Origin of the sequence: Frankia torreyi (assembly GCF_000948395.1) — a bacterium.
Taxonomy (GTDB): domain Bacteria; phylum Actinomycetota; class Actinomycetes; order Frankiales; family Frankiaceae; genus Frankia; species Frankia torreyi.
Genome location: NZ_JYFN01000030.1, coordinates 19,556 through 45,370, shown reverse-complemented (window position 1 = coordinate 45,370; position 25,815 = coordinate 19,556). Strand labels below are relative to the sequence as shown.

The window sequence follows — 25,815 nt, the reverse complement described above, 5'->3', positions numbered from 1 at the left end:
CGGCACAGGTCTGGGATGCGGCACTGGCCCGGGCTCGCTGCCGCGGGCGGGCGGAGCCTGACCGGCAGCATGGTAGATCACTGGTCGTGTGAGGATGATGTGACCCCCCCGGGTGCCTGCCCGGTGCGCGCCCGGCGGTGGGCGCGGTACTCGCGCAGCACCGGTATGGCCGACAGCACCACGATCACCAGGGACACCGGAATCATGTAGCGCTCGATGGGGATGGTCTGGCCCAGCGCGTAGCCGAGCAGCGTCACTCCGGCGGCCCACAGCAGCCCGCCGATCAGGTTGAACGTCGTGAACACCCGCACCGGCATCCGCACGACGCCGGCCAGCGGATTGAGGAACGTCCGGACGACCGGCACGAACCGGGCGAGCAGGACGGCCTTGCCGAATCCGTACTTGTCGAGCACCCCGCGGGCCTGCTCGACGTATTCCTGCCGGAAGAACCGGGAGTTCGGCCGGTCGAACAGCCGCGGCCCGGCCCGCCGGCCGACGAGATAGCCGGTCTGCGCTCCCGCGACCGCCGCGACACAGGTGCCGAGCAGCACCGTGGGCAGGTGCAGGTGGGGCCCGGACGCGGCCGCGTCGCCGGCGCAGAAGGCCCCGGCGAGAAATAGCAGCGAATCACCCGGCAGGAAGAATCCCACGAACAGACCGGTCTCCGCGAAGATGACGACCATCAGGCCGAGAAGTCCGACGGAGGACACGATCGATGACGGATCGAGAATATTCAGCGCGATATCGCTGGACACGACAGATCCCTCTCACCCGGGCGGCGACACGACGGCAGCGGGAGAGACCGATCACCGACCCGCCGCCCCCCACCCTGCCGGGACGACGATGTGAAGGCCGTGTGAGCGTCGATTCCCGGCTGGGCAGGCGGGCGGCCGGGAATGCGGGCGGTCCGTTTCACCGCGCGGCGGTGCGGGCCTGCCGGCGGTATCCGTGGACGACCAGCAGGACGAGCGCGCCGAACAGGATCGCCGAGGCGCCGGCGGTGCCGTAGGCGAGGCCGCCCTTGGCCGTCGGCTTGGTGAGCAGATCGCCCAGGGTCGCGCCCATCGGGCGGGTCAGCACGAAGGCCGACCAGAACAGCAGCGTGGTCGGGAGGCGGCGGCTGTACCAGGCGACCGCGATGACCGCGAGCAGGGACCAGATCAGCGCCGCTCCGCCGGCATAACCGAGGCCCGAGCTGTCGGACAGGAAATCGCCCAGCGAGGTTCCCAGCGTGTTCGACAGCAGAATGGCGGTCCAGTAGAGCAGTTCGCCCCGGAAGGTAACGGGCCGGGTGATGTCGAAGGTGTGTCCGGAGCGCCACCAGGCCGCGAACAGCAGCAGGAGCAGGGCGAGCAGCATCGCCGCGCCGCGGGGATAGCCCAGGCCGAGGGTGCGGTTGGCGAAGTCCGACATGGTGGTCCCGGCCATGCTGGTCGCCAGGATGACCGTCCAGTAGAGCCCGGGATGCAGACGGTCGGCGCGGACCTGGGCCGTCAGGCTGGCGAGGAACAACGCGATGAAGATGATCGAACTGGCGGCGTAGCCGACCTTCATGGTCTGGGCCAGCAGATCGCCGCCGGTCTCGCCCAGGGTCGTCGCGATGATCTTCGTGATCCAGAACAGCAGGGTGACCTGGGGGATCTTGCTGGCCGCGGGCAGGGCTCGGGCGGCGGCGCCCGGCCGGCGCCGCTGCCCCGGGACCCCGGCGGGCGGGGCGCCGTCCGCCGGAGCGGGCGCCGCCGGCGCCGGATCCTCAGGACCCATCGCGGCACTCTCCGCCGCGCCGGGATCCGAGAACGTGCTCCGAGTGACTGTTCATGCACCCAAGGTAGGGGCCGCGGATGTGAAGAGCATGAAGCCGGACCGTCACAGACGCCGGAAAGTGCCCGCTTCGGCCGAGCATCCGGACGGCGCCACCCGGACCGGCCGGCGTCGCGACCGGCCGGTCCGTGCTATGAGTCGGTCCGTGCTACCAGTCGGTCCGTGGCTGCAGCGCGCGGTCCTGCGGGACCTCCGGTCGGGTGGGCTCCGGGATGACCGCGGGTGGGACCTCATGGCGCTGGATGTCGCGGCGGGTGACGGCGACGTAGGCGACGAGAGCCACGATCAGGACGGTGGCGATGGCGCTGACGACCCCGTCGCCGAGGCCGACCCCGGTGCGGTCGTGCGGCTTGCCGAGCCAGTCGGCGAACGAGGCGCCGAGCGGGCGGGTGACGATGTAGGCCAGCCAGAACGCGGCGACCTCGGACAGCCCGAACCGCCACCAGGCGATCGCCGGCAGGGCGATGATCACCGCGAACATGATGCCGGAGGGCAGGAAACCGAGGTGCAGCGTGCTCGCCGTCAGGTCCCCGAGGGCGGTGCCGAGCGCGAAGGTCGCGAGCACGGTGCACCAGTAGTAGGTCTCCCGGCGGCGGGTGACGATGCTGTGGATGGACAGCGTCCCCTCGCTGCGCTGCCACCGGTAGAACACCGCGGCCAGGACGATGGCATAGAAGATCGTCGTGCCGACGTGGCCGAGCGGCGGGCCGTCGGCGGCCATGGTGCCGAAGACGGCCAGCATCACCACGGCGAACCAGTAGATCGGCGCCTGGTAGCGCCGCGACCGGAACTGCAGCCAGAGCGCGGCGACGAAACCGAGCAGGCCGATCGCCGCCGCCAGCACCAGGTTCACCCCGGCGAGGAAGTCCGCGGTGGCCTCACCCATCCCGGTGGTGAGGATCTTGATGACCCAGAACAGGGCCGTGATCTCGGGGACCTTGGGCGCGAGGGGCTCACGGCCACGGATCCGGCGGTGGGACTTCGACCGCATCGAGTGCTCTTTCCGGGTGGGGGACAGGGGCTGGTCTGCCGCGGCGGAGCCGACGAGGGTACCGCCTGCAGAACATCACGCAGCGCGTGTGAGGAGCGTGTGAGAGCAACCCCCTCGTCGTCGCGCAGGGGCGCGACCCACCGGTGCGACCCACCGGCGCGACCCACCGGCGCGACGCGCGTCGCGCCGCCGGCTCGGTATGGGCAAAACGGGGTGCCCCGGTTCTTCCCGCCTTCTAGCATTGGGATCCGTTTCGGCCGTCCGGCCGTTCTCGGGGATTGGCGGGGACATTCTCGTGCGAGGTCATGTTCGGCGCCGACTGCTTGCCGTGCTCTGCGTTCTGGGCGGCGTCCTGGTCCTCGCCTGCTGGCTGGTGGCGGCCCTTTCGCCGGTGCCCTTCGGCTGGGCGGTGGCGGGCGGGGTGAGCGTCGTCGCCGTCCAGTATCTGGTCGCGCCGTGGGTCATCGCCTGGCTCGTTCCGGCAACGGAGCTCGCCCGCACGGCCGACGGTTACCGCAGCGACGAGCCGGTGGCCGCGATCGTCGCGCGGCAGTGCCAGGCGGCGGGCCTGCCCCTGGTCCGGCTCGGCATCGTCGACGACGGCGATCCGAACGCCTTCACCTTCGGCCGCACCCGCCGCGACAGCCGGGTGTGGATCTCCCGCGGGCTGCTGGACCGTCTCGACGACCGCGAGGTCGAGGCGGTCGTGGCGCACGAACTCGGCCACGTCGCGCACCGGGACGTGGCCGTGATGACCGTGGCCAGCCTCATCCCGATGGTCCTTTACTTCGCGACGGCCGGCGGGCGCGCGGCGAACGGGTCGGGCGGCAACGACGTCAACCGGCTGCTGGCCTTCGCCGCCTACCTCGTCGCGCAGCTCGCGCTGCTCGGTTTCGCCCGGGCGCGCGAGCTCGGCGCCGACCACGCCTCCTGCCGCGCCACCGGCGATGGCGACGCGCTGTGCTCCGCGCTGGTGCGCATCGCCTACGGCATCGACGAGGTGGGCCGCGAGCGGGCCGCGCGGATCGCCGCGCTGCGCGCCGACGACGAGAAGCGCCAGGCCCGCCGCCTCGCCCGTCGGGGGGCCCGGCTCCGGTCGACCGGCGCGCTGGGGATCGCCGGTCCGGGCGGCCTGCCCGCCGCCGGGCTGCTCGGCCCGGGACTGCCGCCCGAGCGCATCGCCGCGGCAATGCGCTGGGAGAACACCAGCCCGTGGGCCCGCTGGCAGGAACTGTTCGCCACCCATCCGCTCGTCGTGCACCGCATCGCCGCCCTCGAGCGCAGCGGCCTGCCGGGCGCCCCGACGCGCTGGGGGGCGGTGCGCGTGGCCGCGGCGGCGCGGCCGGGGGAGCGGGCCGTGGCCCGCGGCCGGTTCCTGGTGGAACTCCCCATCTACCTGGTCGGCTGGGCGTGCCTGTTCGCCGCCTTCACCCTCTCCCAGCACAACCCGGACGTCGGCGGCCCGCGGACGGTCGCGGCGCTGGTCGCCGCCGGCGGGCTGCTGCTGGTCGTCCGCGCGGCGCTGCGCAGCCCGCTGGGCGCGCCCGAGCCCGTGGACGAGGCCGCGAGCCTGCTCGAACGCCTCGACGCCGGACCGGTCGGCGCCGTGCCCGTCAGTCTGCGGGGCCGGATCGTCGGGCGGGGCGGCTACGTGGCCTCCCCGGACTTCGTCCTCGCCGACGACAGCGGCCTCGTGCCGATCGTCTACCTCCAGCCGTTCCCCGGCGCGCGGACCTTCTTCGGGCTGACCGGGGCGGACGCCTTCGTGGACGAGGAGGTGCTGGTCACCGGCTGGTTCCTGCGCGCACCTGGCCCGTACGTCGAGCTGCGCTCGATCGTCGCGGCGTCGGGGCACACCGCCCGAAGCTGGCAGTTCGTCGCCCGCTACGCGCTGTCGTCGGCCGTGTTCCTCGCCGGCTGTGTCCTGCTCGCCACGAGCCTCTAGCCACCCGGCCGGAGTCCGCAACGACTCCCGAGATGATCAGGATTCGCTGGTGGGCACGAGCTCGAGGACGTGGAGGTGGTCGCGGGCGGCCCGGATCGCGGCGGGCGCGGAGTCGAACATCTGGCCCCGCCCGTGCAGGCGGTCGAGCAGTCCGATGGCGGCCAGCGGGCCGGTGTGCTCCGGGCGAAGACCGCAGAGGTAGACGGTGATACCGCGGTGTTCGAGCCGGTCGATGACGTTGCGCAGAACGGTCGCGCCGGTGCTGTCGATCGTGCTGACGCGGGAGAGCCGCAGGACGAGGACCCTGATGGGGGCGACCTCGGAGAGTTCGGACAGGAAACGGTGGGCGGCGGTGAAGACCATCGGCCCGTCGATGCGGTAGACGACGATGTGCTCGGCGAGCAGCGTGTACTCGGCCTCGTGATGGTCGTCGGGGTCGAGGGGCACCTCCTCGAGGCGGGCGCTGCGGGCGATCTGCCGCAGGGCCAGGGCGCCGGCGGCGGCGAGTCCGAGCAGGACGGCGACGACGAGGTCGAAGGCCAGGGTCGCACCGGCCGTGAGGACCAGCACGGCGGCGTCGGAGCGGGAGGCGCGGGCGAGGGCACGCACCGCGGAGATCTCGACCATCCGCAGGGCGGTCGCGAGGAGCACCCCGGCGAGCGCGGCGAGGGGGATGCGCGCGACGACCGGCGCGGCGACGAGCATGATCGCGGCAAGGGTCACGGCGTGGGTGAGGGCGGCGAGCCGGGAGGACGCGCCCGAGCGGACATTGACGGCGGTGCGGGCGATCGCTCCGGTGGCGGGCACCCCGCCGAACAGCGCAACGGCGAGGTTGGCCAGGCCCTGGCCGAACAGTTCACGGTCCGGGTCGTGCCGCTCTCCGACGGTCATCGCGTCGGCGACGCTGGCCGAGAGCAGGCTCTCCAACGCCGCCAGCGCGGCCACCGCCACGGCGGCGGAGGCCAGGGACGGCACCGCGGTGAGATCGAGGAACCCAAGGGAGGGACGGGGCAGGGTGGCGGGCAGCGCGCCGAGCGTTGCGACCTCCCCGCCGCCGACCGCGACCACGATCGTGGCGACGGCCACGGCGAGCAGCGAGAACGGAATCGTAGGCCACCGCCGGGAGCCGGCGAGCATGCTCACCGCGACCCCGGCCGCGATCGCGAGCGCGGTCCAGTCCGGGTGGTGGGCGAAGTCCACCACGGCCTCCCAGGCCACCAGGGCCACCTTGTCCCCGTCGCGCGCGTGGACCCCCAGGGCGGCCGGCACCTGCTGAAGAAAGATCACCGCGGCGATGCCGGCGGTGAAACCTTCCACGACCGGGACCGGGACGTAGCGCACGGCCCGTCCGGCGCGCAGGAACGCGAGCCCGAGCAGGAGGATCCCGGCCAGCAGCCCGACGGTCAGCACCCCGGCAGGGCCGTGCCGGTGCGCGATCGGGACCAGCACGACGGTCATCGCCCCGGTGGGACCGGACACCTGGAGGTTCGACCCGCCGAAGATCGCGGCGACGGCGCCCGCGACGATGGCGGTCGCCAGGCCGGCGGACGCCCCCAGGCCGGAGGCGACGCCGAAGCCCAGTGCCAGGGGCAACGCGACGACGGCGACGGTGAGCCCCGCGAGCAGGTCCCGGCCGGGCCGGCGCCGCATGCGCGCCACCTCGGCTCGCCCGGGCAACAGCCGCCGCAGCGACGCCCCCCGAGCCAGACCGACCGCGCGGCCGCGGGCCACGTGGGTGATCGAGCGTTCGGACCATCCGGTCGATCTCATGGCGTGGATCGACACCTCCCTCGTCGATGAGATGAGAAATTGAAAGATTCTTCATAACATGAAGCCGCGAAAGTCGTGGAAGCCGCGGAACTCCGACGCAGAGAATTCGACGCCGGGAAGCCGACGCCGGGAAGCCGTGAAGAGGAGGACCTTCTACTCGGAGACGGACAGGGCGTGCAGGGCGGCCGCGGCGACGGCGGGAGTGAGCCGCGGGTGCTCCAGCGGCGGTAGCAGCCGGCCGGGCGGCGTCTGACCGACCAGCGCGTGCACGGCGGCGACCCGGGCCGAGAACGTGATCGGGCGACGGGCCGTCAGCGCCGCGCGCAGCAACCCGGGAAGCGCGTGCAGCGGCCGGGGACCCGACGTGGCGCGGGCCAGCGGCGGGGGCGCCTCCGGCCGGGTGCGCAGCACCGGAGCCTGCTCGGGCGGCGACGCCAGGCCGAGGAGATCCACGATCAGATCGAGCCGGCCGGCCAGGTCATGTAGCGGTTGGATGCCGTAGGCGACGGGGTCGTACAGGGTGAGGTCGTGGATGCCGGTGCCGACGAGCAGCCCGGCCAGATCCCCGCCCCGGCGCGGATCCACCAGGGCGATCCGCGCCCGCTCCGGCGCGATGCCCCGCCCGCGCAGATGCGTCAGGACCGCCGCCGCGGCCGCCACCGCGAGACCGTCGTTCACCGTGTCGAGCAGCAGATGGGGGGTCGGCTGCACCACCGCGGCGGAGCGCAGCGCGGCGCGGACGGCGTCGATGTGGCTGACGTGGGTGTGGACCAGCACCGTGGCGGCGAATCCGGGTGCGAGCATGCCGATCGCGAGGCCCAGGTCCGCGGCGTCCCGGGCGGCGATGGGCATCGGGATGACGTCGAGACCGGTCGCCCGGTGCAGGTGGNCCGCCTGGGANTCNACCGCTGGCAGGGCCGCCTCGGCAGCGAGCGGCTCGAAGTCCAGCACGGCGCTGGCGTCGGAGAGCAGCGCCACCCGGCGGGGTCGCCCGGTGAACAGGTCGGTGTGGGTCGGGTGGGTGGCCAGGTGGCGGATCACCCGCCGGTCCGCGTCCGCGTCGAGGAGCGCGAGATCGTGCCCNGTGGTCANNGNNGNGNACAGGGACTGGGTGAGCTTGCCCGTCGACGCGACGACGAAGACCGGGTCCTCCACGCGCAGGAGATCCGCCCCGAGTCGCTCCCGCAGCGTCCGCATCAGCCAGCTCAGGGTCGACCCGCTGTCCGCGTCCAACGTGACCCGGCGGCCGCCCCCCGGATCCGGCTCGTCCGCATGGCAGAGCACCGGCCCCGGCGCCGCGGCGATCACCGTGTCGATGACGGGCCGCGCCCCGGACGGCACCCAGATCATCACGCTGAACGCGGCGTTCACCCCCGCCGCCCCCGCGGCTCCCGACACCGTCACGCCCGGCCCGCGAACATCGGCGCATGCCGCCGTGCCCCGGCGCATCCCGTTCTCACGACGCGCTCGCCTCGGCTTCCCGCAACTCGGCCAGCAGCCCCGCCTGTCCGGCCGCCATCTCCGTCAGGATCCGGCGCGCCGCCCGCATCAGCTCGGCCACGTCCCCACCGGCGAGCGCATACACCACCGTCGGACCTTCCCGCGTCGCCGTGACGATTCCCGACCTGCGCAGCACCGCGAGCTGCTGGGACAGGTTCGACGACTCCACCTCGATCGCCGCCAGCAGGTCCCGCACGGGCATCGGCCCGTCCTGCAACAGCTCCAGAACCCTGATGCGCACCGGATGACCCAGCATGCGAAAGAACTCCGCCTTCGCCTGGTACAACGGCACCCGCCCCGTCACCCGCCGCCCCTCTCGCACGTCCGTCTCGGTGGGCGGGGCTCATCTCCGGCTCGCCCGAGATGAGCATCTCGCTAGTTGCAGAATTTTTCAACTTCTGTGTCCCGGCGGCTGTCGCGGCCAGGGTGTCCCCGGCAGTGGTGACGGCGCAGGTCGGCGCAGGTCGGGTCTGGTGGAGATCGACGCAGGCCGGGGATCCGCCCGGACGCGTGGTGCGGTTGCGCGGAACACAACGTTCGGCGGAACACAACGTTCGGCGGAACACAACGTTCGGCGAGGCCGCGGCCGGGGGAACGCCCCCGGCGCGCGGTGTTCGAGACGTGACGAGATGATCAGGAGCCGGTGGGCAGGAGCTCGACGACGGGGATGAGGCGGGTCACGGCCGCCTGCAGTTCGGTGAACTGCGGGTAGCGGGCGGCCTGGCGGGCGTACATCTCGTCGCGCTTCGCGCCGTGCACCTCCGTGGCCGTGACCTGCAGCGTCCGGCCCTCGACCTCGATGGTCGCCTGCGGGTTCGCGCGCAGGTCGTGCAGCCAGCGCGGGTCCTCGTCGACGCCCGGGTTCACGGCGTAGACGAAGTACCGGTCGGCGTCGGCGTAGAAGTTCAGCGGGCTCACATGCGGCGTCCCGTCGGCCTCCGCGCCACTGATCAGCAGCAGCAGCGTGGCCCCCGTGTACTTTCCGGCGGGTCGGCCGCCATTGGCCCGGAACTCGTCGACGAAGTCGCTGATCTCCTGCGTGGTGAACATTTTCTGGCTCATCGGTTCGCCTTTTCTCCTGGTGCCGCGAACCGCGCGGGAGGGATCGGCCGCCGGGCCGGCAGCGCGCGTTCACCGGGCGCGGCGCGCGCGTTGCCGTCGCCGACGGGAGGAGTCGCAAGCCGATGGCGCTCGCCGCGCGGACAGACATCCGGGATACGTCCGGCCCTCGGCCCGCCGCGGTGGGACGTCCTTCACGCCGCCGACGTCAGAACCGTGGCCAGGGCCTTTGCGTGGGACCGGCCGGCGAACCGGCTGGGGAGTGGCCGGTCCCACGCCTCGGAGTGGTATGTGCGAACCGTCAGGAGGTGCGGGGGGATCTCAGGTGGTGCGGGGGGATCTCAGGTGGTGCGGGGGAAGTTGTAGAGCGTCCGCGCGTTGGTCTCGACCATGCGCAGGGCCTCGTCGTCGGGGACGTTGATCAGCGCCTCGGTGAGCAGCTTGCGGGTGTTCGGCCAGTTGCTGTCGGAGTGCGGGTAGTCGCTCTCGAACATGATGTTGTCGACGCCGATGCGGTGGCGCGCCTCGATGCCGGCCTCGTCGACGATGAAGCACCCGTAGATGTGGTCGCGGAACAGCTCGCTGGGCCGCACCTCGGTGTTGACGTCGTTGTACCAGCGGTGACGCTCCCACACGTAGTCGATGCGCTCGAGCATGTACGGCATCCAGCCGATGCCACCCTCGGACAGCGCGATCTTGATCTGCGGGAAGCGGTGGAAGACGGGGGAGAGCAGCAGCTCGGAGGTCGCCGACATGGAGTTCAGGCCGAACAGCGAGATCGCGACGGTGAAGTTGGTCGTGGCCGCCTCGGGGGAGCACTGCGGCGACCCGCCGGAGCCGAAGTGCAGGCAGATCGGCAGGCCGGTCTCACTGGCGGCGGTGAGCACCGGGTCCCAGTGGGTGGTGTGCCAGGACGGCAGGCCGAGGCGGTCGGGCAGCTCGGGGAAGGTGATGCTGCGCGCGCCCTTGGCGGCGGTCCGCCGGATCTCGGCGGCGGCGGCCTCGACGTCCCAGTAGGGCACCATCATCAGCGGGATCTGCCGGTCGGGCGCGGCGGCGCACCACTCGTCGAGGATGAAGTCGTTGTACGCGCGCACGGTCTCGGTGGCGAGCGCCAGGTCCTGCGAGGCGGCGAGCACGCTGCCGGCGAAGCCGGCGAAGTTCGGGAAGCAGAGCTGCGCGTGGATACCTTCCTCGTCCATGTCCCGCAGCCGATCGGCGATGCGGTAGCAGCCCGGTAACATGTCGTCGTAGCTGCGGGGGTCCAGACCGTAGTCCTTCGGGCTCTTGCCGGCGACCGCGTTGAGGGCGAAGTTGCCGGCGCGGCGGCCCTCGTAGATCCACCAGTCGTTGCCGTCCTCGGCGCGCTCGATGCGCGGGCAGACGTCCTGGTACTTCGCGGGCATGCGATCGAGCCAGACGCGTGGGTGCTCGATCACGTGATCGTCTACCGAGACGATCTGGGCGTTGGCGGGCAGCATGTGATCCTCCTAGGGGACAACGGCCGATCCGCTCCGTGGAGAAGTCCCGATCTTCTGACAAGTACGTCACATTTTCAGGAGCAGCGCAAGGGGCGGCCGACAACGTCAGAGCGAGCGAATCTGACGACCGCGTCGCAACACGACCGAGGTGGGAGGCCGGCGAGGACCGGCGGCGACGGCGGCGCGCTGCCCACGGGCCGGTCGGCGCAGGCGTGTTGTGCCCGCGGGAGCGGGTAGCGCTGACNCGTCGGCCCCGGCCGGGCCGGCCGCGGTGGTCGCCGGCCGGCGACCAGCCGGATGTCCCGGTTCATCCCGGAGGCGTCCCCATCGGACGACAACGGTCGGCTCATCCCGAAGCGAGACGGAGACCTGGCATGGCGATCAAGCTGGCGGAGCGGGAGCGCGCACAGGCGGCGACGCTGCCCGAGGACGACATCGTGGGAGTTCTGCTCGCGCAGCACGCGCGGATCCGCGACCTGTTCGCGGCGGTCGGTATGCAGCGTGGCGAGCCCCGCAGGAGGGCGTTCGGCGAGCTGCGGGCGCTGCTCGCCGTGCACGAGACGGGCGAGGAGATGGTGCTGCGGCCGGTGTCGCGCCGGTCGGCCGGCCCCGACGTCGTGCGGGCCCGCAACCACGAGGAGAAGCAGGCGGCGAAGGTGCTGGCCGCCCTCGAGAAGCTCGACGTCACCGGCCCGGACTTCGACCGCCAGCTCGCGGCGCTCGAGCAGGCGGTGTCGGATCACGCCGAGCGCGAGGAGCTCGAGGAGTTCCCGGCGGTGCGGGCGGCCACCAGCCAGGACGAGCGGCGCAAGCTCGGCCGGCAACTGCGCGCGGTCGAGAGCCTGGCGCCGACCCACCCCCACCCGAGCACGGTGGGCTCCCCCCTCGCCCAGTGGGCGGTCGGCCCGTTCGCGTCGCTGGTCGACCGGGCCCGCGACGCCCTGCGCCACAGGTAGACGCCCTGCGCCACAGGTAGTAACAGGTAGTAGCCGCACCGGTGGTCGGCGGGTCTCAGATCCGCCCTCCGCCGCGGCCGGACAGGGCGCGCCGCGCGCCGCGGGCGTGATCGAGCCAGCCGGCGGCGCCGCGCAGGACCGGGGTCTCGTCGCCCCGGCCCGTGCTGACGCCGACGAGCCATTCGCGCAGGACCGTGCTCGTGGCCACGGCGGGAACCCAGCCGAGCTCCCGGCGGGCCCGCCCCGTGTCCATGAGCGGGACGCCGCGGGCGAGGTCGATCCAGCCGGGGCTCACGGGCGCCAGCCGGGCCCGGTAGGCGGCGCCGACCGCGGCGCGCAGCAGCGCCGGCGGCAGGGGGATCCCGCGCCCGCCGAGCATGTCGGGCAGCGTCTCCGGCGTGATCGGCGGGTCCGCGGCGATGTTGTAGGCGCCGCGGGCCGCCGGGCTGGTGGCGGCGGCCGCGAAGGCGGCGGCGGCGTCGCGGGAGTGCACCACCTGGAACGTCAGCCCGCGCACGGCCGGGACGACCGGCAGCCGACCCTCGCCGGCGCCGAGGAGGCGCAGCAGGCCGAGCGGCGCCAGCGGGCCGAGGAAGTACCGGGCCTGCGACTGCGCCGCGGCGGCGGACAGCACGATCGCCGGGCGCAGGCGGGACACCCGGATCCCCGGATGATCGGCTTCGAGGCTGTCCAACAGGTGTTCCACGGCGACCTTCTGGACGCTGTACGGGGAGGTCTCGATCCCCGTAATCGGCCAGTTCTCGTCGACCGGCCGGTGGGACTCCCGGGGGTGGTAGGCGCCGACCGACGAGGCGTACACCAGCGCCGGCACCCCGGTGGCCAGCGCCGCCGCGAACACCCGTTCGCTCCCCGCGACGTTCGTGGCCTCGGTGCGGACCGTCGCCCGCTCAGGTTGGATCAGCCAGGCCAGGTGCACGACCGACGCGCAGCCGCGGAACGCCTTCTCCAGCTCGCCGAAGGCCCCGGGGCGCGCCACGTCGAGCGCCAGCCAGCGGACCTTGCCCCGCTGGACACCGGAGGACGGGACACCGGAGGACGGGCGACCGCGGGACGGGCGACCGCGGGACGGGGAACCGGGCGGCGGGCGGCGGGCGATCGCGACGACCTCCTCGACCCGCCGGTCGGCCGCCAGCTCGCGGACCAGGTGAAAACCGATGTTGCCGGACGCTCCGACGATGGCGATGCGCATCCTGTTCCCGTGCCCCGCCCGCGGCCATCAACCCGTGCCAGAACCTGTCCGTACGATCGCGTCGTGGCCGACGCTCTCGCTCAGCTCGATGACTACCTCACCGCCCGCCGTCCCGAGTTCGAGGATCGGCTCACCCGCCTCGTCGGGATTGCCGGCGTCAGCGCCGATCCCGCCCACCAGCCCGACATCGGGCGCACGGCCGACCTTGCCGCGACGCTGCTGACGGACGCCGGCCTCGCCGCCCGGATCGTGCCCACGTCCGGCAATCCCGTCGTCCACGGCGAGTACATCGCCGGTTCCGACTGCCCCACCGTCACGATCTACAACCATCTCGACGTCCAGCCCGCCGACCCGGCGCAGTGGGACACCGAGCCGTTCCGCCTGACCATCTCCGGGGACCGCTACGCCGGTCGCGGCAGCACCGACGACAAGGGCCCCGCGCTCACCGCGCTGCAGGCCGCCCAGTTCGCCATCGCCCAGGAGCTGCCGGTCAACATCGCCTTCGTCTGGGAGCTGGAGGAGGAGATCGGCAGCCCCCATTTCGAGGCCTTCGTCCGCCAGGAACTGCCGCGGCTGGCCACCGACTCCGTCCTCGTCTCCGACACGGTCTGGATCGCCGCCGGCCGGCCCGCCATCGACTACGGCCTGCGCGGCCTGGTCACCTTCGAGGTGACCATCGAGACCGGCACCAACGACACCCACTCCGGCCTCACCGGCGGGCCGGCCCGCAACCCGCTGGCCGAACTCGCCCAGATCGTGGCGGAGTGCCTCGACCCGGTGACCGGGCGCGTGCTCATCCCCGGCTTCACCGACGCCGCCGCGCCGGTGACCGACGAGGAGATCGACAGCTTCGTCGCGTCCGGCTTCGACGTCGCCACCTTCATGGCGATGCACGGGCTGACCTCGCTGCGCACCACCGACGTCCGCTCCGTCCTGGCGCGGATCATGGGCGAGCCGACGTTCGAGGTACACGGCTTCACCGGCGGCTACACCGGCCCGGGAGTGAAGACCGTGATCCCGCCGCGCGCCGGCGTCAAGCTCAGCTCCCGCATCGTTCCCCATCAGGACCCCCATGCCGTGTTCGAGCTGGTCCGCGACTTCATCCAGCGCCGCCATCCGGACGCCCAGGTCGAGCTCGAGGCCGCCCTGCCCGCCTACCTCGGCCCCCGCACCGGCCCGCACGCCGACGCCGCCCGCGCGGCCGTCGAGTACGCCTTCGGCGTCACCCCCGCGTTCGTCCGCGAGGGCGGCTCGATCGGTGCCGTGCTCACCATGGACCGCTACCTGAAGGCCCCCGTGATCCTGCTCGGCCTCAGCCTGCCCAGCCACGGCTATCACGCGCCGAACGAGCACTACGACTGGACCCAGGCCGCCGGCGGCACCAAGATGTTCGCCCACTACTTCGCCCACCTGGCCGCGGGCGGGCGCGAGGGCCGCTGATCCGCCGCGTGCGGGTAGGCGCGGAGTAGCGTCCAGAGGAAACGTCCGGGATGTGTCGCTGGCCGGGCTGTGCGTCGGACCAGGCGGCCGCGTTGACCGGACGACCGGTGTGGACGGACGCGGGAGGCGGCTTCATGGCAGCGGTCAGGCTTGACGCGCGGCGCATAGTGATCACGGGCGGGGCCAGCGGGATGGGCGCGGGGCTCGTGCAGACGCTGCCCGGTCTCGGCGCGCAGGTCGTCTCCCTCGACATCACCGTCGATCCCGGCGAGCAGATCGCCGCGCAGGCCGGCGCCCGCTTCGTCCCCTGCGACGTCACGGACCCCGAATCGGTCGACACCGCCTTCGCGAAGGCGGTCGCCCACCTCGGCGGCCTGGACGTCCTCATCCACGCCGCCGGCATCGCCCCCGCCGCACCGGCCGCCGAGCTCTCCCTCGACCACTGGAACAAGATCCTCGCGGTCAACGCCACCGGCACCCTGCTCACCAACCAGGCTGCGTTCGCCCACCTGCACGAGCACGGCGGCCAGATCATCAACTTCGCCTCCGCCGCCGGCGTGCTCGGCTACCCGAACAAGGCCGCCTACGCCGCCAGCAAGGGTGCCGTCGTCGCGTGGACCCGCACCGTGGCGGTCGAGTGGGCCAAGCAGGGCATCACCGTGAACGCGGTCGCCCCCGCGATCGTGACGCCGATGTACGAGCGGACCCGCGCCTCGATGACCGCCGAGCAGCTCGCCGCGCACGACGCCGACCTGGCGCGCAGCATCCCGATCGGCGGGAAGCTCGGCGACGTCCAGCGCGACTTCGTCCCCGTCCTCGCCTTCCTCGCCAGCGACGGCGCCCGCTTCATGACCGGCCAGATCTTCCCGGTCGACGGCGGCACCCTGATGATGCGCTGACGCCCCGACAAGCTCAGATGCGGGCACCTTTGTCCTGAGCGCGTTTCCTGAGCGCGCCGGACAGCACCGCGGCGACGTACTCCGGATCGTCGACCCGGTACCTGCCGCCGCCGGTGCGGCCGAGGAAGCGCAGCTTGCGGCTGCTCGCGACGAGCCGTCCCGGCGTCTCGCGGGGACCGCTGGCGAGCTGGCGGGTGGCAGCAACTGACGCCGACCGGCCCTCCGTTCTCCCCACGTGAATCGGGCGCGACGCGGATCGGGGTGGGGTTTGCCGCCGCGGGCGACGGCAATCTCGGGGAGAGCGCGGGCGATCGGGACAGGAGCGTCGCCGGTGACAGGTCAGGGCCGCCCGACGGTGACGCGGTCGCGGCCTGCCCGCAGGGTCGGCCCTGGGCCGCCGAGCGACCGGGACCGGCCGGCGAGGGGAGTGGTCGAACGGCCACGAGGACGAGGACGCGAGCGAGCGTGGCAACGCATCCGCGTTCCGACAGTGCTGTCACGGCGCGTGACACCGTCATCGGGCTTGCCGTCATCGGGCTCGCCGCCGTCGAGGTCGGCGCTGGCGAGGTCGGCGCCGTCGAGGTCAGCGCTGGCGGTGCCGTTCGCCAACGGCCGCGACGGCCACCCGATCGGCCTGCTCCTGGCCGGCCTGAGCGACCGGCTCGCGCTCGACGGCGACTACCGTGACTTCGTCGCCCTGGTCGCCGGCCAGATCTCGACCGCCGTCGTGTCGGCGCGCGGCTTCGAGGCGGCGCGGGCGGCGCGCGCCCGCCGCCGCGCGCTGCGCGACGGGCTCACCGGCCTGCCGAACCGAGTGTCGTTCCTCGACCGGCTTGGCCGGGCCCTCGCCCGGGCCGAGGCAGGCGGATGGCAGGACCGGGTCGGGCTGCTCTTCGTCGACCTCGACGGCTTCAAGGCCGTTAACGATTTGGCCGGCCATCAGGCTGGCGACCTGGTGCTGCGTGAGGTGGCGACGCGGTTGCGGCGGGCCGTGCGCCCCGGCGACACCGTCGCCCGGCTCGCCGGCGACGAGTTCGCCGTGCTGTGCGAGGGGATCACCTCGGCTGAGTCCGTGCTGGGGATCGCCGACCGCATCGTCGAAACCGCCGCCGTGCGCGCGCCGTCGGACGGCCCCCCGGTCACCTCGAGCATCGGCGTGGCGGTGTCCGCCCCGGGGTTGACCGACCCCCGCGCGATCCTGCACGCCGCCGACATCGCCATGTACGCGGCGAAGCGGCGGGGACGCAATTGTCGCGTCCTGTTCGACGAGTCCCTGCGCACCCCGGCCACCCGCCGCAGGCCCCGCCTCGCGGCGCCAGAGCGTGAGACGGGTCGGCTCCGGCAACGCTAGGCCGGCCGGCTCCGCTGCCATCGTTTGCGGGGCGCTCGCGAGATAGCCTCCGCACTTCTCGGTCGCGAAAGTGATGACCCGGACCGTCCACGGAATCTCGTCGAGTTCCCGCAGGGATGGCTCATCAACGAGACCGGGAATCTGGGTGACCAGTTCGCGGGATCGCTTGGGCGGGTGATTGAAAAAGTATCGGGACGGGTGGTCACGTTCCCGTCGAGAGCTCCTTCCCGCCGGATACTCTCCGCCGATGAATCCGTCGTCGACAAGGGACGCACGGAAACGGTGTAGGCGGAAACCTGCGCACCTGTGCGGCGCCACGGCACCTGGGGTCTGGGGGTGTGCCGTCGGCGTCGGGGCGGAGGACATGCCATGAGACCAGTCGGTGCGGCGGGGCTCCGTGCCGCCGCGGAGACGATCCACCGGCACCCCCGCGGAGACGATCCGTCTGGGTGGGCATGGCCGGGGTGGGTTGTCGACGCCGGCGTCTCACGACGGCGGGACGCGGCATCGGGTTCCGGGCCGGCCGGCCGGAAACGTGGACCTGTGACCGGGGAGCCCGGTCAGGGCTGTCCGACGAGGCATGAACGGCAATGGAACGTACGAGGAATATGATGAGAGGTGATGGTCGGACTGGTTGGGGTCGGCCGTTGCGCGGCGGTGCATGTCACCTGCCCGGCTTCGGGTGCCGGTGCGTGGCTGATGTCCCGGGGGAGGAAGAGGCCGTAGATGGACCCGTATCAGTGGTGGCAGGACCGGCTTGCGGAGGAATTCTTCGGACCGAGCGCGGCCGGCCGGCCGGTCGTCCTCTATGTCGACAACGACAAGGCGAAGGCGCTGCGCGGACCGGACGGTCCGGATCTCGTCGAAGCCGTCCAGGCGCGGCTCGACTGGTATCACCGGTACGACATCTTCGACGGCATCTTCCGTACCGTGTCGGCCTGGAAACGGGGAACGCGCGTGCAGCCGCCGCCCTGCCTGCCGCTCCTCGCCGTCTGCGTGCTCGCCGGCACCCTGATGCGTCGCGAGGGCCGGGTATGGTCCAGCAACTACTACCAGCGGCTCGTCGAATGTCTGCCCATGCCGCGCAGCACCGAGCAGGAGAGCCTGCGGCGGCTGCGGATGAGCTATGAGCAGATCCCCGCTCACTGGGAGATCCTCGGCGGGTGGATGCGCGAGCAGGACGGCGCGCGGGGCATCGTCACCTTTCCCGACGTCGGGCGCCGCAAAGGCAGCCAGTCGTGGATCGTGCTTGCGCTGTCCCAGGCCATCGTCCGGGAACGTGACCTGCCGGAACTGGAGCGTTTCTTCCGTTCACCGCTCGGGCGGTCCGCGGTGGCGGCGGCGCTGGCGGAACTCGTTTCGGCCCTGCGTCGCTGGGAGGGACTCGACACGGGGCGACTCTCCCCTCCGCTGCAGGAAGCGCTCGCCACCGCCCGATCGGACCGGGACGAGATTCTGGGCGGGATCCTCGCGGCGGTGGCGGGCTCGTCGCACCGGCCGACGATCCCGGTCCAGGTACCCGGCCAGGCCATGGAGGCGGGACGGCTCGGGCTGGTCCTGCAACCGAAATTCGTCGACGCCGACTGGGGGAACTGGGAGGCCGGCTGGCATGCACCGATCGTCGACGGTGTCGACGGCGACGCGCTGACCGGCGCCGGTTGGAGTCTCACCGTGCGCGCCGAGCCCGGTTTGACCTCCTACACCCTCACCGGCGATCTGCCTGCGGTGGAGACGGCGCTGGTACGGGGCCTGACGGCGACCGGCACCCGGCTGCGTATCGCCCAACGCCCTCGCGACCTGCTGGTCGCAGCCGAGGACGACGCGGCCGGCGCATGGGTCGCCGGCGACGCGGTCGACACCGACGAGCCGCTGCTGTTCGTCGTGCGCGACGATCGGCTCGGCGCCGTGGTGGACGCGGTGCGCGCCGCGGTGGGCGACGTCGACCCTGAGCAGGGCCCGTTCCCGGGTTGGCATGTGCTGCGGGACGTGCTGTTTACCGACGCTGCGGCGGCGACCGCCGTGTTCGATCGGCTTGGGATCGGTGTGGCGGTGCGGGCCTCGCCGCGGCTGCGACTGGTCGGCGGGCTGCGGATCGGCCGGGAGAGTGGCGAGGGCGCGCGAGGGTCTCGCTACCTCCTCGAGGGTCCCCCCGACGTTGCGCTGCCCGCGGGGTTCGACACCGCGGCCCCGGTCCTGCTCAACGGGCGACGCCTACGCCCCCCGCCGACCGGCCGAGTCATCCGGCTCCGGTCGCTCGGTCTCGCCGAGGGCACTTACACCGTGCAAGCGGGCGGGTTCACCCGGCGGTTCACGCTGCACCCGCCGCAGTGTCCGACCACCGCCGGCGACATCGAGGGGTTGCCCGCCGGCTCGGGCCGGTCGCTGACGGTTCCGCACGGAGCGAAGGTGTACTTCCTCCACGTTGACGGGCACGTGACCCCCGTCGGAGAACCGGCCGCGCCCCGGTGGTGGACGCGGCGGGGCACCACCCTGCGGGCCTTCAGCTACCGAGTCATCCCGCCGCGGGAGGCGGTGTGGCTGGCGGCGGCCGGATCGAGCACGATCGTCCGCCAGCTACGTGACGACTCCCCGAACATCGGCCGCCTCACGGCCGCCGACGCGCAGGCATGGGCGCACTTCGTGCTCTCGAGCCAGGCCGGCCAGCCGCACGAGCAGGCCTGGCGGCGCTACCAGCAGGCCGTCCTCAACCATCGAAGCATGATCACTCACGAGGTTGGCTGGAAGACACGGTGACGTTCGATCCGGATGTTCTTCTCGCCTGGTTGGCAGATCGCCAAGGCGGGTCGCTTGCCTCCCTGTACCGGACCATCGCCTGGTACGCGGGCGACCGGGTCGACCCGACGGACCTCACCCGCGCGCGCCGGCTGGTTCTGACCATGAACGAACTGGGTGTTCTCGCGGTCGACTGGCGTCAACGCCAATGGGAGGCACAGCCTTCGGGGCTGGCCACACTCCCCGGTCGCGAGAGCGTCGCCCTGTTTACGGGAGTGGTCCGCGAGGCGCAGCTCGAGGCCGCTATGGGGGCGGGCGTACGGGTTGTCGTCCACCGCAACGACAGCCGGGGCCAGCTTCCCATGCCGTCCACCTGGTGGCTGGTCTATGAGGACGACCAGCGGCTGTCTGCGGCGGCGGCCCGTGGCGGCCTGCCCCTTGAGCCCGACGCGGCGGTCCGGCGCAGCGCGACCCTGCGTGCGGTGGAACCGGGGAGGCCGGCGGAGCCACCGGGGCGCCAGGGACCGCCGATGGCCCGTTGGAACCGCCGGACGATGACCTTCCAGGCTGCCGACCGCCGTCACCTCGGCGACGGCCTCTACCAGCGGGAGACCTACGGCACAGCCAAGGAATACCTCCTCTGCCGCGGCGACCGGTGGTTCTGGACCACCCCGGCCGAAGGCAGGTATCTCGTGGGCGGCGAAACGAGCCAACCACTGCGCTGGGAGTTCGAGGAAGGGAAGGGCGACGGCGCGGTCGGAGTGCTGTCCGTCGACAGCGGGATGCCGCTGCCGCTCGCGCACCGGCGGATCGCCGTGTTGTGCACAGGGCTTCCGCCCGTCCTCGACCGGACACCTGGCCAGGTGATGTACGACGGTGTGCCGCGCAACGTCGCCGATCGCATCGCGACATCACTGTCCTCGACTCTGAAGGTGTGTGCATGAACGGCGGCCGGTCCGGGCTCGATGTCTACGGCACGTTCGACGCGCTGCGCAGCGCCTACCTGCGGTACTACGACACGCCGTTCGGTCTGGCCGACGACCGGCTGGCGAGCGAGCGGCGGGCCCTGCTCGACCGGCCCGGCGGCATCTACACCGAGCCGCTCATCGAGCTGCGGCCCGAATATGTGACGACCGGCTGCTCTCCGGCGGAGTCGGGCCGTCGGGTCGGCGCGCCGCCGGAACTCGCCGAATTCGCCGCCTGCGGCCTGCTGCCGCCGGGCCGCAGCCTCTACATCCACCAGGAACAGGCGCTGGCGGCCGGGCTTGAACCGGGCCGGAACATGGTCATCACCGCTGGTACCGGGTCCGGGAAGACGGAGTCCTTCCTGCTGCCGGTGATCGCGAGCCTGCTGGCCGAGTCGCGGGCCTGGACCGGCGGCTCGATGCCGCTGGTGCCCTGGTGGCGGACGTCGGGGCCGTTCGAGGCTCAGCGACAGGGCGAGACCGGCCGCCCGGCGGCGGTGCGCACCCTCGTGCTCTACCCGATGAACGCCCTCGTCGACGACCAGCTGGTGCGGCTGCGGCGGGCGCTCGACAGCGACGAGGCCCGCGGCTGGCTGGACCGCCACCGCGGCGGCCACCGGCTCTTCTTCGGCCGCTACACCGGCGCCACCCCCGTCACCGGCGAGCCCGGCGAGAATCGGCAGCTCTCCGAGCTGCGGGGATATCTGCGCGCCACCGAGCGACGCGCCCGGCAGGCCTGGCGCACCGGCGGTGACGCCCGCCACTTCGTCCCCCGGCTCGACGGGGCCGAGATGCGTTCCCGCTGGGACATGGCGGCGGCGCCGCCGGACATCCTCATCACCAACTACTCGATGCTCAACATCATGCTGGGCCGGGCACGGGACCAGAACTTCTTCGACACGACCCGGGACTGGCTCGCCCGGAAACCCGAAAACTGCTTCACCCTGGTCGTCGACGAGCTGCACCTCTACCGTGGCACCGCCGGCACCGAGGTCGCCTACCTGCTGCGCAACCTCCGACATCGGCTGGGGATCGCCGGCCGGCCGGAGAAACTGCGGATCCTCGCCGCATCGGCCTCCCTGGACCCGCAACGGGATCGCCGCTTCCTTTCCGAGTTCTTCGCCGTCGACGCGGACAGCTTCGACTTCGTCGCCGGAAGGGTAATCAACCCATCACGGAGAACCATCGACCTCAGCGGCGCCGCCGCCGAGCTCGGCGCCGCCGCCGGTCCGGCCGATCTCACCCCGCCGGACGCGTCCCAGTTGCTCGGACGCACCGGCGCCCCAGACGCGTTGCGCGCCGCGTTGCAGGACCCGGACCACGGTGGGTCGGTGACCCGCACAGCATCCGATCTCGCCGCCCGTCTGTTTCCCGCTGTGGCCGTACCGGAGCGCCAGACGGCGCTACGGGGCCTGCTCGGAACACTGCGCACGGCTGGCGCCGCCGATGGGGCCGACGCCCTGCCGAAGATCCGCGCGCACCTGTTCTTCCGCAATGTCAGCGGCATCTGGGCATGCACCGACCCAGCCTGCTCCGCCGTCGACGACCCGGACGACCCGGCTGGCCTGGTCGACGCGGCCCCCGTTGCGAACGGCGGGCGGGCACGCACCGTCGGCCGGCTCTACGCCCAACCGCGGGACCGGTGTCACTGCGGCGGTCGCGTGCTCGAACTCGTCTTCTGCCAGAGCTGCGGAGACGTCATGCTCGGCGGGTTCACCGTCGCGGCCGAGACCGAGCGAGCCACCTTCCGTGGCGAGCTGTTCCCGGACGTTCCCGAGCTCACGCGGCTGCCAGAGCAGGCTGCCGTCGACCGCACGGCGGCGAACTACATCGTCTACTGGCCCTCCACGCAGCCGCAGCAGGCCGACGACGACGCCTCCTGGAAGCGCGGCGAGCTGACCTTCACCTTCCGGCGTAGTGAGCTTGACCCGACCACCGGCCGGTTGAGTAACGGGGAGCACGGCTTCACCGGCTGGAGCTTCCATGTCTCGGCGAAGCGAGGGACGGGCGTCGACCGCGGCACGATCCCGCCGTTTCCCACCCGCTGCCCCGCCTGCGGCGCCGACTGGGAGATCATGTACAGGAAGGGTGCGTCTCGAGCGCGTCCGCTCGCGCCCACCGACCCGCTGCGCTACCGGTCGCCGCTGCGACTGATGCGCACCGGCTTCGAGAAGATCAACCAGGTGCTCGTCACCGAGCTGGCCGGCCAGCTCGACCAACGGGAACGCAAGGTTCTGCTGTTCTCGGACAGCCGGCAGGACGCCGCCAAGATGGCCGCGGGCGTCGGGCTGCGCCACTACCAGGACCTGGTCCGGCTGCTCCTCGTCGAGATCCTCGGGGAGGACGACGGTGCCGCAGTCGACATCGAGGCCGCTCGCCGGTGGACCCAGGGCGCAAAGACACCGGAGAACAAGGCGGCCTACGACCGCTTGAGCCAGCGTTTCGGCGTCACCTTCCAGACGCTGGTCTTCGCGTGGATCAGCGGCGACGAGTCGGTGACGGCGGCGGTGGAGTCCCAGCTCGTCGAGCCTCCGACGTTGCGGTCGCTGGTTCCGAAAATCCAGCAGCGGCTTGTCCGCATGGGGGTGAATCCCGCTGGGCCGCAGCCGTCCCGGCAGAAGTACGGCGACGACGAATGGCACGAGTTCTACGAGTGGTCGGGAGCGGTTCCCGCCGTCCGCGGGACGCTCACCGACTCGCAGCGCTCTGGTCTGGAAGGCGCCGAGGCCGACCTGTTGGAAAACGTGATCGAGAACCTGCTCTCCGGCGCGGGCCGTGACTTCGAGTCGCTCGGCCTCGGCTGGCTGGACATGCGGCCGGGAGCCCGCCGACTCACCCTCGATCCCACCGACCCCACAGCGATCGCCCGCGCCAGCATCCGCATCCTCGCGGAGCTGCGTCGCTTTGTCGGATACCGGGACGAGGGCTCGCGCCCGCCTGGACGGCTGCGGGCCTTCTGGCGCGCGGTCGGCCAGGCACACGGCCTCGACGCCGGCGAGGTCGAGGCACGAGCGGAACACGGCTGGGACAAGGCGGTCCGCGGCTACCTCGTCGATCCGAAGGAGGTCGTGGTGCGACGCCCGGCCGAGGCGGCCTGGACCTGTCCGGGCTGCCGCCGCCAGCATCTGCATCCGGGCAGCCTCGTCTGCACGCAGTGCCGAACCGGGCTGCAGGAGGCGAGCAGCCCGCCCAGGGACTCCGGCGAGGATTACTACGGGTGGAAGGCGTCGACCGGGCGCGGCCGGTTCCGGTTGGCCTGCGCGGAGTTGACCGGCCAGACCGGCCGCACCGAACGCCAGCGCCGCCAGGCGATCTTCCAGGACGTGTTCCTCGATGACGAGATCCCGCTGGCCGAGGGGCTCGATCTGCTGTCCGTCACGACGACGATGGAGGCCGGCGTGGACATCGGGGCGCTGGCCAGCGTCGCGATGGCGAACATGCCGCCCACCCGTTACAACTATCAGCAGCGCGTCGGACGGGCCGGGCGGCGTGGCTCGCCGGTCGCCGTCGCGTTGACCGTCTGCCGCGGCCGCAGCCACGACGAGCACTACTTCCAGAACCCGACGGCGATCACCAACGATCCGACACCTGCGCCGTACCTGGCGATGGGCCAACGGGAGATCTTCGAGCGCTCGCTGAGCGCGACCATCCTCCGCGAGGCGTTCCGCGACCTCCCCGACGATCTGCGGGTGGACGGTCGGCAGCCGAACGTCCATGGAGAGTACGGCACGATCGACGAATGGGCGTCACGCAGCGGGCACATCCGGCGCTGGTTGGCGGCGAACACCGACGCGGTCGCGGCGGCCTTCCACGCCCTGTCGGCCCACGCGGCTGTCCCGACGACGGTCGACGAGGCGATCGACGGCGTCCGGCGGCTGCCCGACGCGATCGACGAGGTGGCCGCGCGCGTGGTCGGCCACGAGGCGCTGAGCCAGCGGCTCGCCGAATCCGGCTGGCTGCCGATGTTCGGGTTCCCCACGCAGGTCCGGCTGCTGCACCTGTCCAGGCCGACGAGGTCGTTCCCGTGGCCGCCCGACGACGTCGTCGATCGTGACCTGTCGATCGCACTGTCCCAGTTCGCCCCTGGCAGCGAGATCGTCCGGGACGGATGGGTGCACACGGTGGTCGGCGTGACCAGCTTCCAACCGTCATACCGTGGAGTCTCGCCGCTGCCGGAGCCACTCGTCCAGCAGCGTCATCTCGGCCTGTGCATGGACTGCAACCATGTCGACGAGCTGGTGGACATCGACGCTGTGGCCCTCTGTCCGGCGTGCGGCCGGGGCGGCTACCGGGTGGTGCAGGTCCGCCAGCCGCTGGGATTCCGTGCCGGGGCGGCCCGCGACTTCGACGGCGCGTTCACGTGGTCGCCGCGCCGGATCGTCGCCCGGGTCACCAGCGACCTCGACCGGCTGCGGGAGGAGACGACACAGCAGAACCTCGTCGCCCTGTCCGGCCAGGGAGATCGTTACATCGTCAACGACAACCTGGGACGGATGTTCACCTTCGCCCGCGCGGGCCATGACTGGGGTGGATATCTGGAAACCACGGTGGTCGACCACCTCGACGACCCGCGGATCCGGGTGCCCAGGGGGGAGGTCACTCGGGCGGCGCTCGGTGCCGTCCTGCACACCGATCTGTTCTTCCTCGGCTCGTACACGCCCACGCCGCCGGCGGGGGGACTGCGGCTCAACCTGCGCAGAGTGGCGCCGCGGGTCGCGGCGGACCTCACCCATGGTCTGCGGACAGCCTGGTACTCGCTGGCGTTCCTGCTGCGCAGCGCCGCTGCGGAGCACCTCGACATCCAACCGCAGGAGATCATCGCCGGCATTCACTCCGCGGCCCGCGGCGGCGAACAGACCTTCTACGCCTTCCTCGCGGACACCCTGGAGAACGGGGCGGGCTTCAGCTCCCACCTGGGCGAGGCGGACGAGCTCGGCCGATTCCTCGACACCGTGCAGCGGTACCTGGCTGTCCTGGAGCGCGCCGGCCACGCGGACGACTGCATGTCGTCCTGCTATCAGTGCCTGCGCGACTACACGAACATGGCCTACCACCCGCTCCTCGACTGGCGGATCGCCCGCGACCTTCTCGGCGTGCTCCGCCACGGCCTGCTCACCCCGGGGCCCGACCGCGCGGAACGCGCGCTCGCCGGCTGGCTGAAGGCCCAACCGGCCATGCGAGAGGTCGCCACACCGGCGCCGTCCTGCCTCGTCGCGAGCGGGCCACGGCAGGCGGCCCTGGTGGTCAAACACCCGCTGGAGGCGTTCGACCAGGCGGTGGCCAGCCCTCGCATCGCGAAGACCGTCGACGTGCTCGCCGCCGAGGGCATCGAGCCGGATCGTGTCGTCGTCGCCGACTTCCACACCATGGAAGCAAGCCCGATGCTGGTCAAGGAGGCCCTCGCGACCGTTCTCGCGTCCGGATGTCCATAGCTGGGCGAATCCTCATGCGACCGAGCGAGGCGAGCACGGAGGGCACCGTCACGCATGCGACGGGACCACATGGGGCCCGGTTACACGGCCAGGCCGACTCCGATCCCTGACGTCCGCCCACTGGTGGAGCTGCAGCCCAGGTGTAGTGGCCGATCCGGGGACGCTCACCAGCGCACCGACGTCGCAGCCGGCGGCGCAGGTCGTCGAGGACCTCGTCGGACACGTGGATCGGGGTCTGCGCGAGCGGGAACGATCCGGTCGA

Annotated in this window: 17 protein-coding genes and 3 pseudogenes; 8 read left to right on the top strand and 12 right to left on the bottom strand. The window is 72.2% G+C overall.

Translation table 11 applies throughout. The annotated features are described in order from the left end of the window. Positions 1–77: 77 nt before the first annotated feature. From FF36_RS18505 to FF36_RS18495, 3 genes are all read right to left on the bottom strand, one after another. The gene (locus tag FF36_RS18505) at positions 78–755 is read right to left on the bottom strand and encodes a DedA family protein (RefSeq protein ID WP_044886360.1); all 678 of its coding nucleotides are present in this window, start codon (positions 753–755) and stop codon (positions 78–80) included. A gap of 157 nt (positions 756–912) precedes the next feature. Beyond that, a complete protein-coding gene (locus FF36_RS18500; RefSeq protein WP_110431473.1) occupies positions 913–1,764 on the bottom strand; it encodes a COG4705 family protein in 852 nt (283 codons plus the stop codon). Positions 1,765–1,969: 205 nt separating this feature from the next. Continuing rightward, positions 1,970–2,812, bottom strand: coding sequence for a COG4705 family protein (locus FF36_RS18495; RefSeq protein ID WP_044886359.1), 843 nt, complete (start codon positions 2,810–2,812; stop codon positions 1,970–1,972). Between the two features lie 295 nt (positions 2,813–3,107). On the opposite strand from FF36_RS18495, the gene FF36_RS18490 reads away from it, so the two are divergent. Continuing rightward, positions 3,108–4,757, top strand: a complete 1,650-nt coding sequence (locus FF36_RS18490) for a zinc metalloprotease HtpX (RefSeq protein WP_044886358.1) — start codon at positions 3,108–3,110, stop codon at positions 4,755–4,757. A 36-nt stretch (positions 4,758–4,793) separates the two neighbouring features. Here the strand turns inward: FF36_RS18490 and FF36_RS18485 are convergent, their stop codons facing one another. From FF36_RS18485 to FF36_RS18465, 7 genes and pseudogenes are all read right to left on the bottom strand, one after another. Beyond that, the gene (locus tag FF36_RS18485) at positions 4,794–6,527 is read right to left on the bottom strand and encodes a SulP family inorganic anion transporter (protein WP_082122031.1); all 1,734 of its coding nucleotides are present in this window, start codon (positions 6,525–6,527) and stop codon (positions 4,794–4,796) included. A 153-nt stretch (positions 6,528–6,680) separates the two neighbouring features. After that, a pseudogene (locus FF36_RS38340) lies at positions 6,681–7,416 on the bottom strand (malic enzyme-like protein); the annotation flags it as partial. Between the two features lie 15 nt (positions 7,417–7,431). Further along, positions 7,432–7,610 (bottom strand): annotated as a pseudogene (locus tag FF36_RS38335) (malic enzyme-like protein); the annotation flags it as partial. A 15-nt stretch (positions 7,611–7,625) separates the two neighbouring features. Further along, positions 7,626–7,931, bottom strand: a pseudogene (locus FF36_RS38330) (malic enzyme-like protein); the annotation flags it as partial. A 52-nt stretch (positions 7,932–7,983) separates the two neighbouring features. Beyond that, complete coding sequence (locus tag FF36_RS18475) at positions 7,984–8,349, bottom strand: ArsR/SmtB family transcription factor (protein WP_255355783.1); 366 nt, start codon at positions 8,347–8,349, stop codon at positions 7,984–7,986. A gap of 311 nt (positions 8,350–8,660) precedes the next feature. Continuing rightward, on the bottom strand, positions 8,661–9,089 hold the full coding sequence (locus FF36_RS18470; protein ID WP_044886356.1) for a nitroreductase/quinone reductase family protein: 429 nt from the start codon (positions 9,087–9,089) through the stop codon (positions 8,661–8,663). 338 nt (positions 9,090–9,427) lie between these two features. After that, entirely contained in the window at positions 9,428–10,567 is a 1,140-nt protein-coding gene (locus tag FF36_RS18465) for an amidohydrolase family protein (protein WP_044886355.1), read from the bottom strand. Positions 10,568–10,941: 374 nt separating this feature from the next. On the opposite strand from FF36_RS18465, the gene FF36_RS18460 reads away from it, so the two are divergent. Continuing rightward, positions 10,942–11,523, top strand: coding sequence for a hemerythrin domain-containing protein (locus FF36_RS18460; RefSeq protein ID WP_044886354.1), 582 nt, complete (start codon positions 10,942–10,944; stop codon positions 11,521–11,523). Positions 11,524–11,578: 55 nt separating this feature from the next. On the opposite strand, the gene FF36_RS18455 is transcribed toward FF36_RS18460, so the two are convergent. Then, a complete protein-coding gene (locus FF36_RS18455; RefSeq protein WP_044886353.1) occupies positions 11,579–12,733 on the bottom strand; it encodes an NAD-dependent epimerase/dehydratase family protein in 1,155 nt (384 codons plus the stop codon). 63 nt (positions 12,734–12,796) lie between these two features. On the opposite strand from FF36_RS18455, the gene FF36_RS18450 reads away from it, so the two are divergent. Then, positions 12,797–14,173, top strand: a complete 1,377-nt coding sequence (locus tag FF36_RS18450) for a M20/M25/M40 family metallo-hydrolase (RefSeq protein ID WP_044886352.1) — start codon at positions 12,797–12,799, stop codon at positions 14,171–14,173. Positions 14,174–14,307: 134 nt separating this feature from the next. After that, positions 14,308–15,072: an SDR family NAD(P)-dependent oxidoreductase gene (locus FF36_RS18445; protein ID WP_044886398.1), complete on the top strand. Its 765-nt coding sequence runs from the start codon at positions 14,308–14,310 to the stop codon at positions 15,070–15,072. Positions 15,073–15,085: 13 nt separating this feature from the next. On the opposite strand, the gene FF36_RS18440 is transcribed toward FF36_RS18445, so the two are convergent. Further along, positions 15,086–15,307, bottom strand: coding sequence for a hypothetical protein (locus FF36_RS18440; protein WP_044886351.1), 222 nt, complete (start codon positions 15,305–15,307; stop codon positions 15,086–15,088). Positions 15,308–15,667: 360 nt separating this feature from the next. Between FF36_RS18440 and FF36_RS38325 the strand changes: the two genes are divergently transcribed. From FF36_RS38325 to FF36_RS18420, 4 genes are all read left to right on the top strand, one after another. Next, positions 15,668–16,423 (top strand): GGDEF domain-containing protein, encoded by a 756-nt coding sequence (locus FF36_RS38325; protein WP_277912948.1) that lies wholly within the window; start codon positions 15,668–15,670, stop codon positions 16,421–16,423. A gap of 726 nt (positions 16,424–17,149) precedes the next feature. Continuing rightward, positions 17,150–19,177, top strand: coding sequence for a hypothetical protein (locus FF36_RS18430; RefSeq protein ID WP_044886349.1), 2,028 nt, complete (start codon positions 17,150–17,152; stop codon positions 19,175–19,177). Continuing rightward, entirely contained in the window at positions 19,174–20,100 is a 927-nt protein-coding gene (locus FF36_RS18425; protein WP_044886348.1) for a hypothetical protein, read from the top strand. The genes FF36_RS18430 and FF36_RS18425 overlap by 4 nt, the downstream gene beginning before the upstream one ends. After that, complete coding sequence (locus FF36_RS18420; protein ID WP_044886347.1) at positions 20,097–25,553, top strand: DEAD/DEAH box helicase; 5,457 nt, start codon at positions 20,097–20,099, stop codon at positions 25,551–25,553. Before FF36_RS18425 ends, FF36_RS18420 begins: the two co-directional genes overlap by 4 nt. Positions 25,554–25,815: the final 262 nt, after the last annotated feature.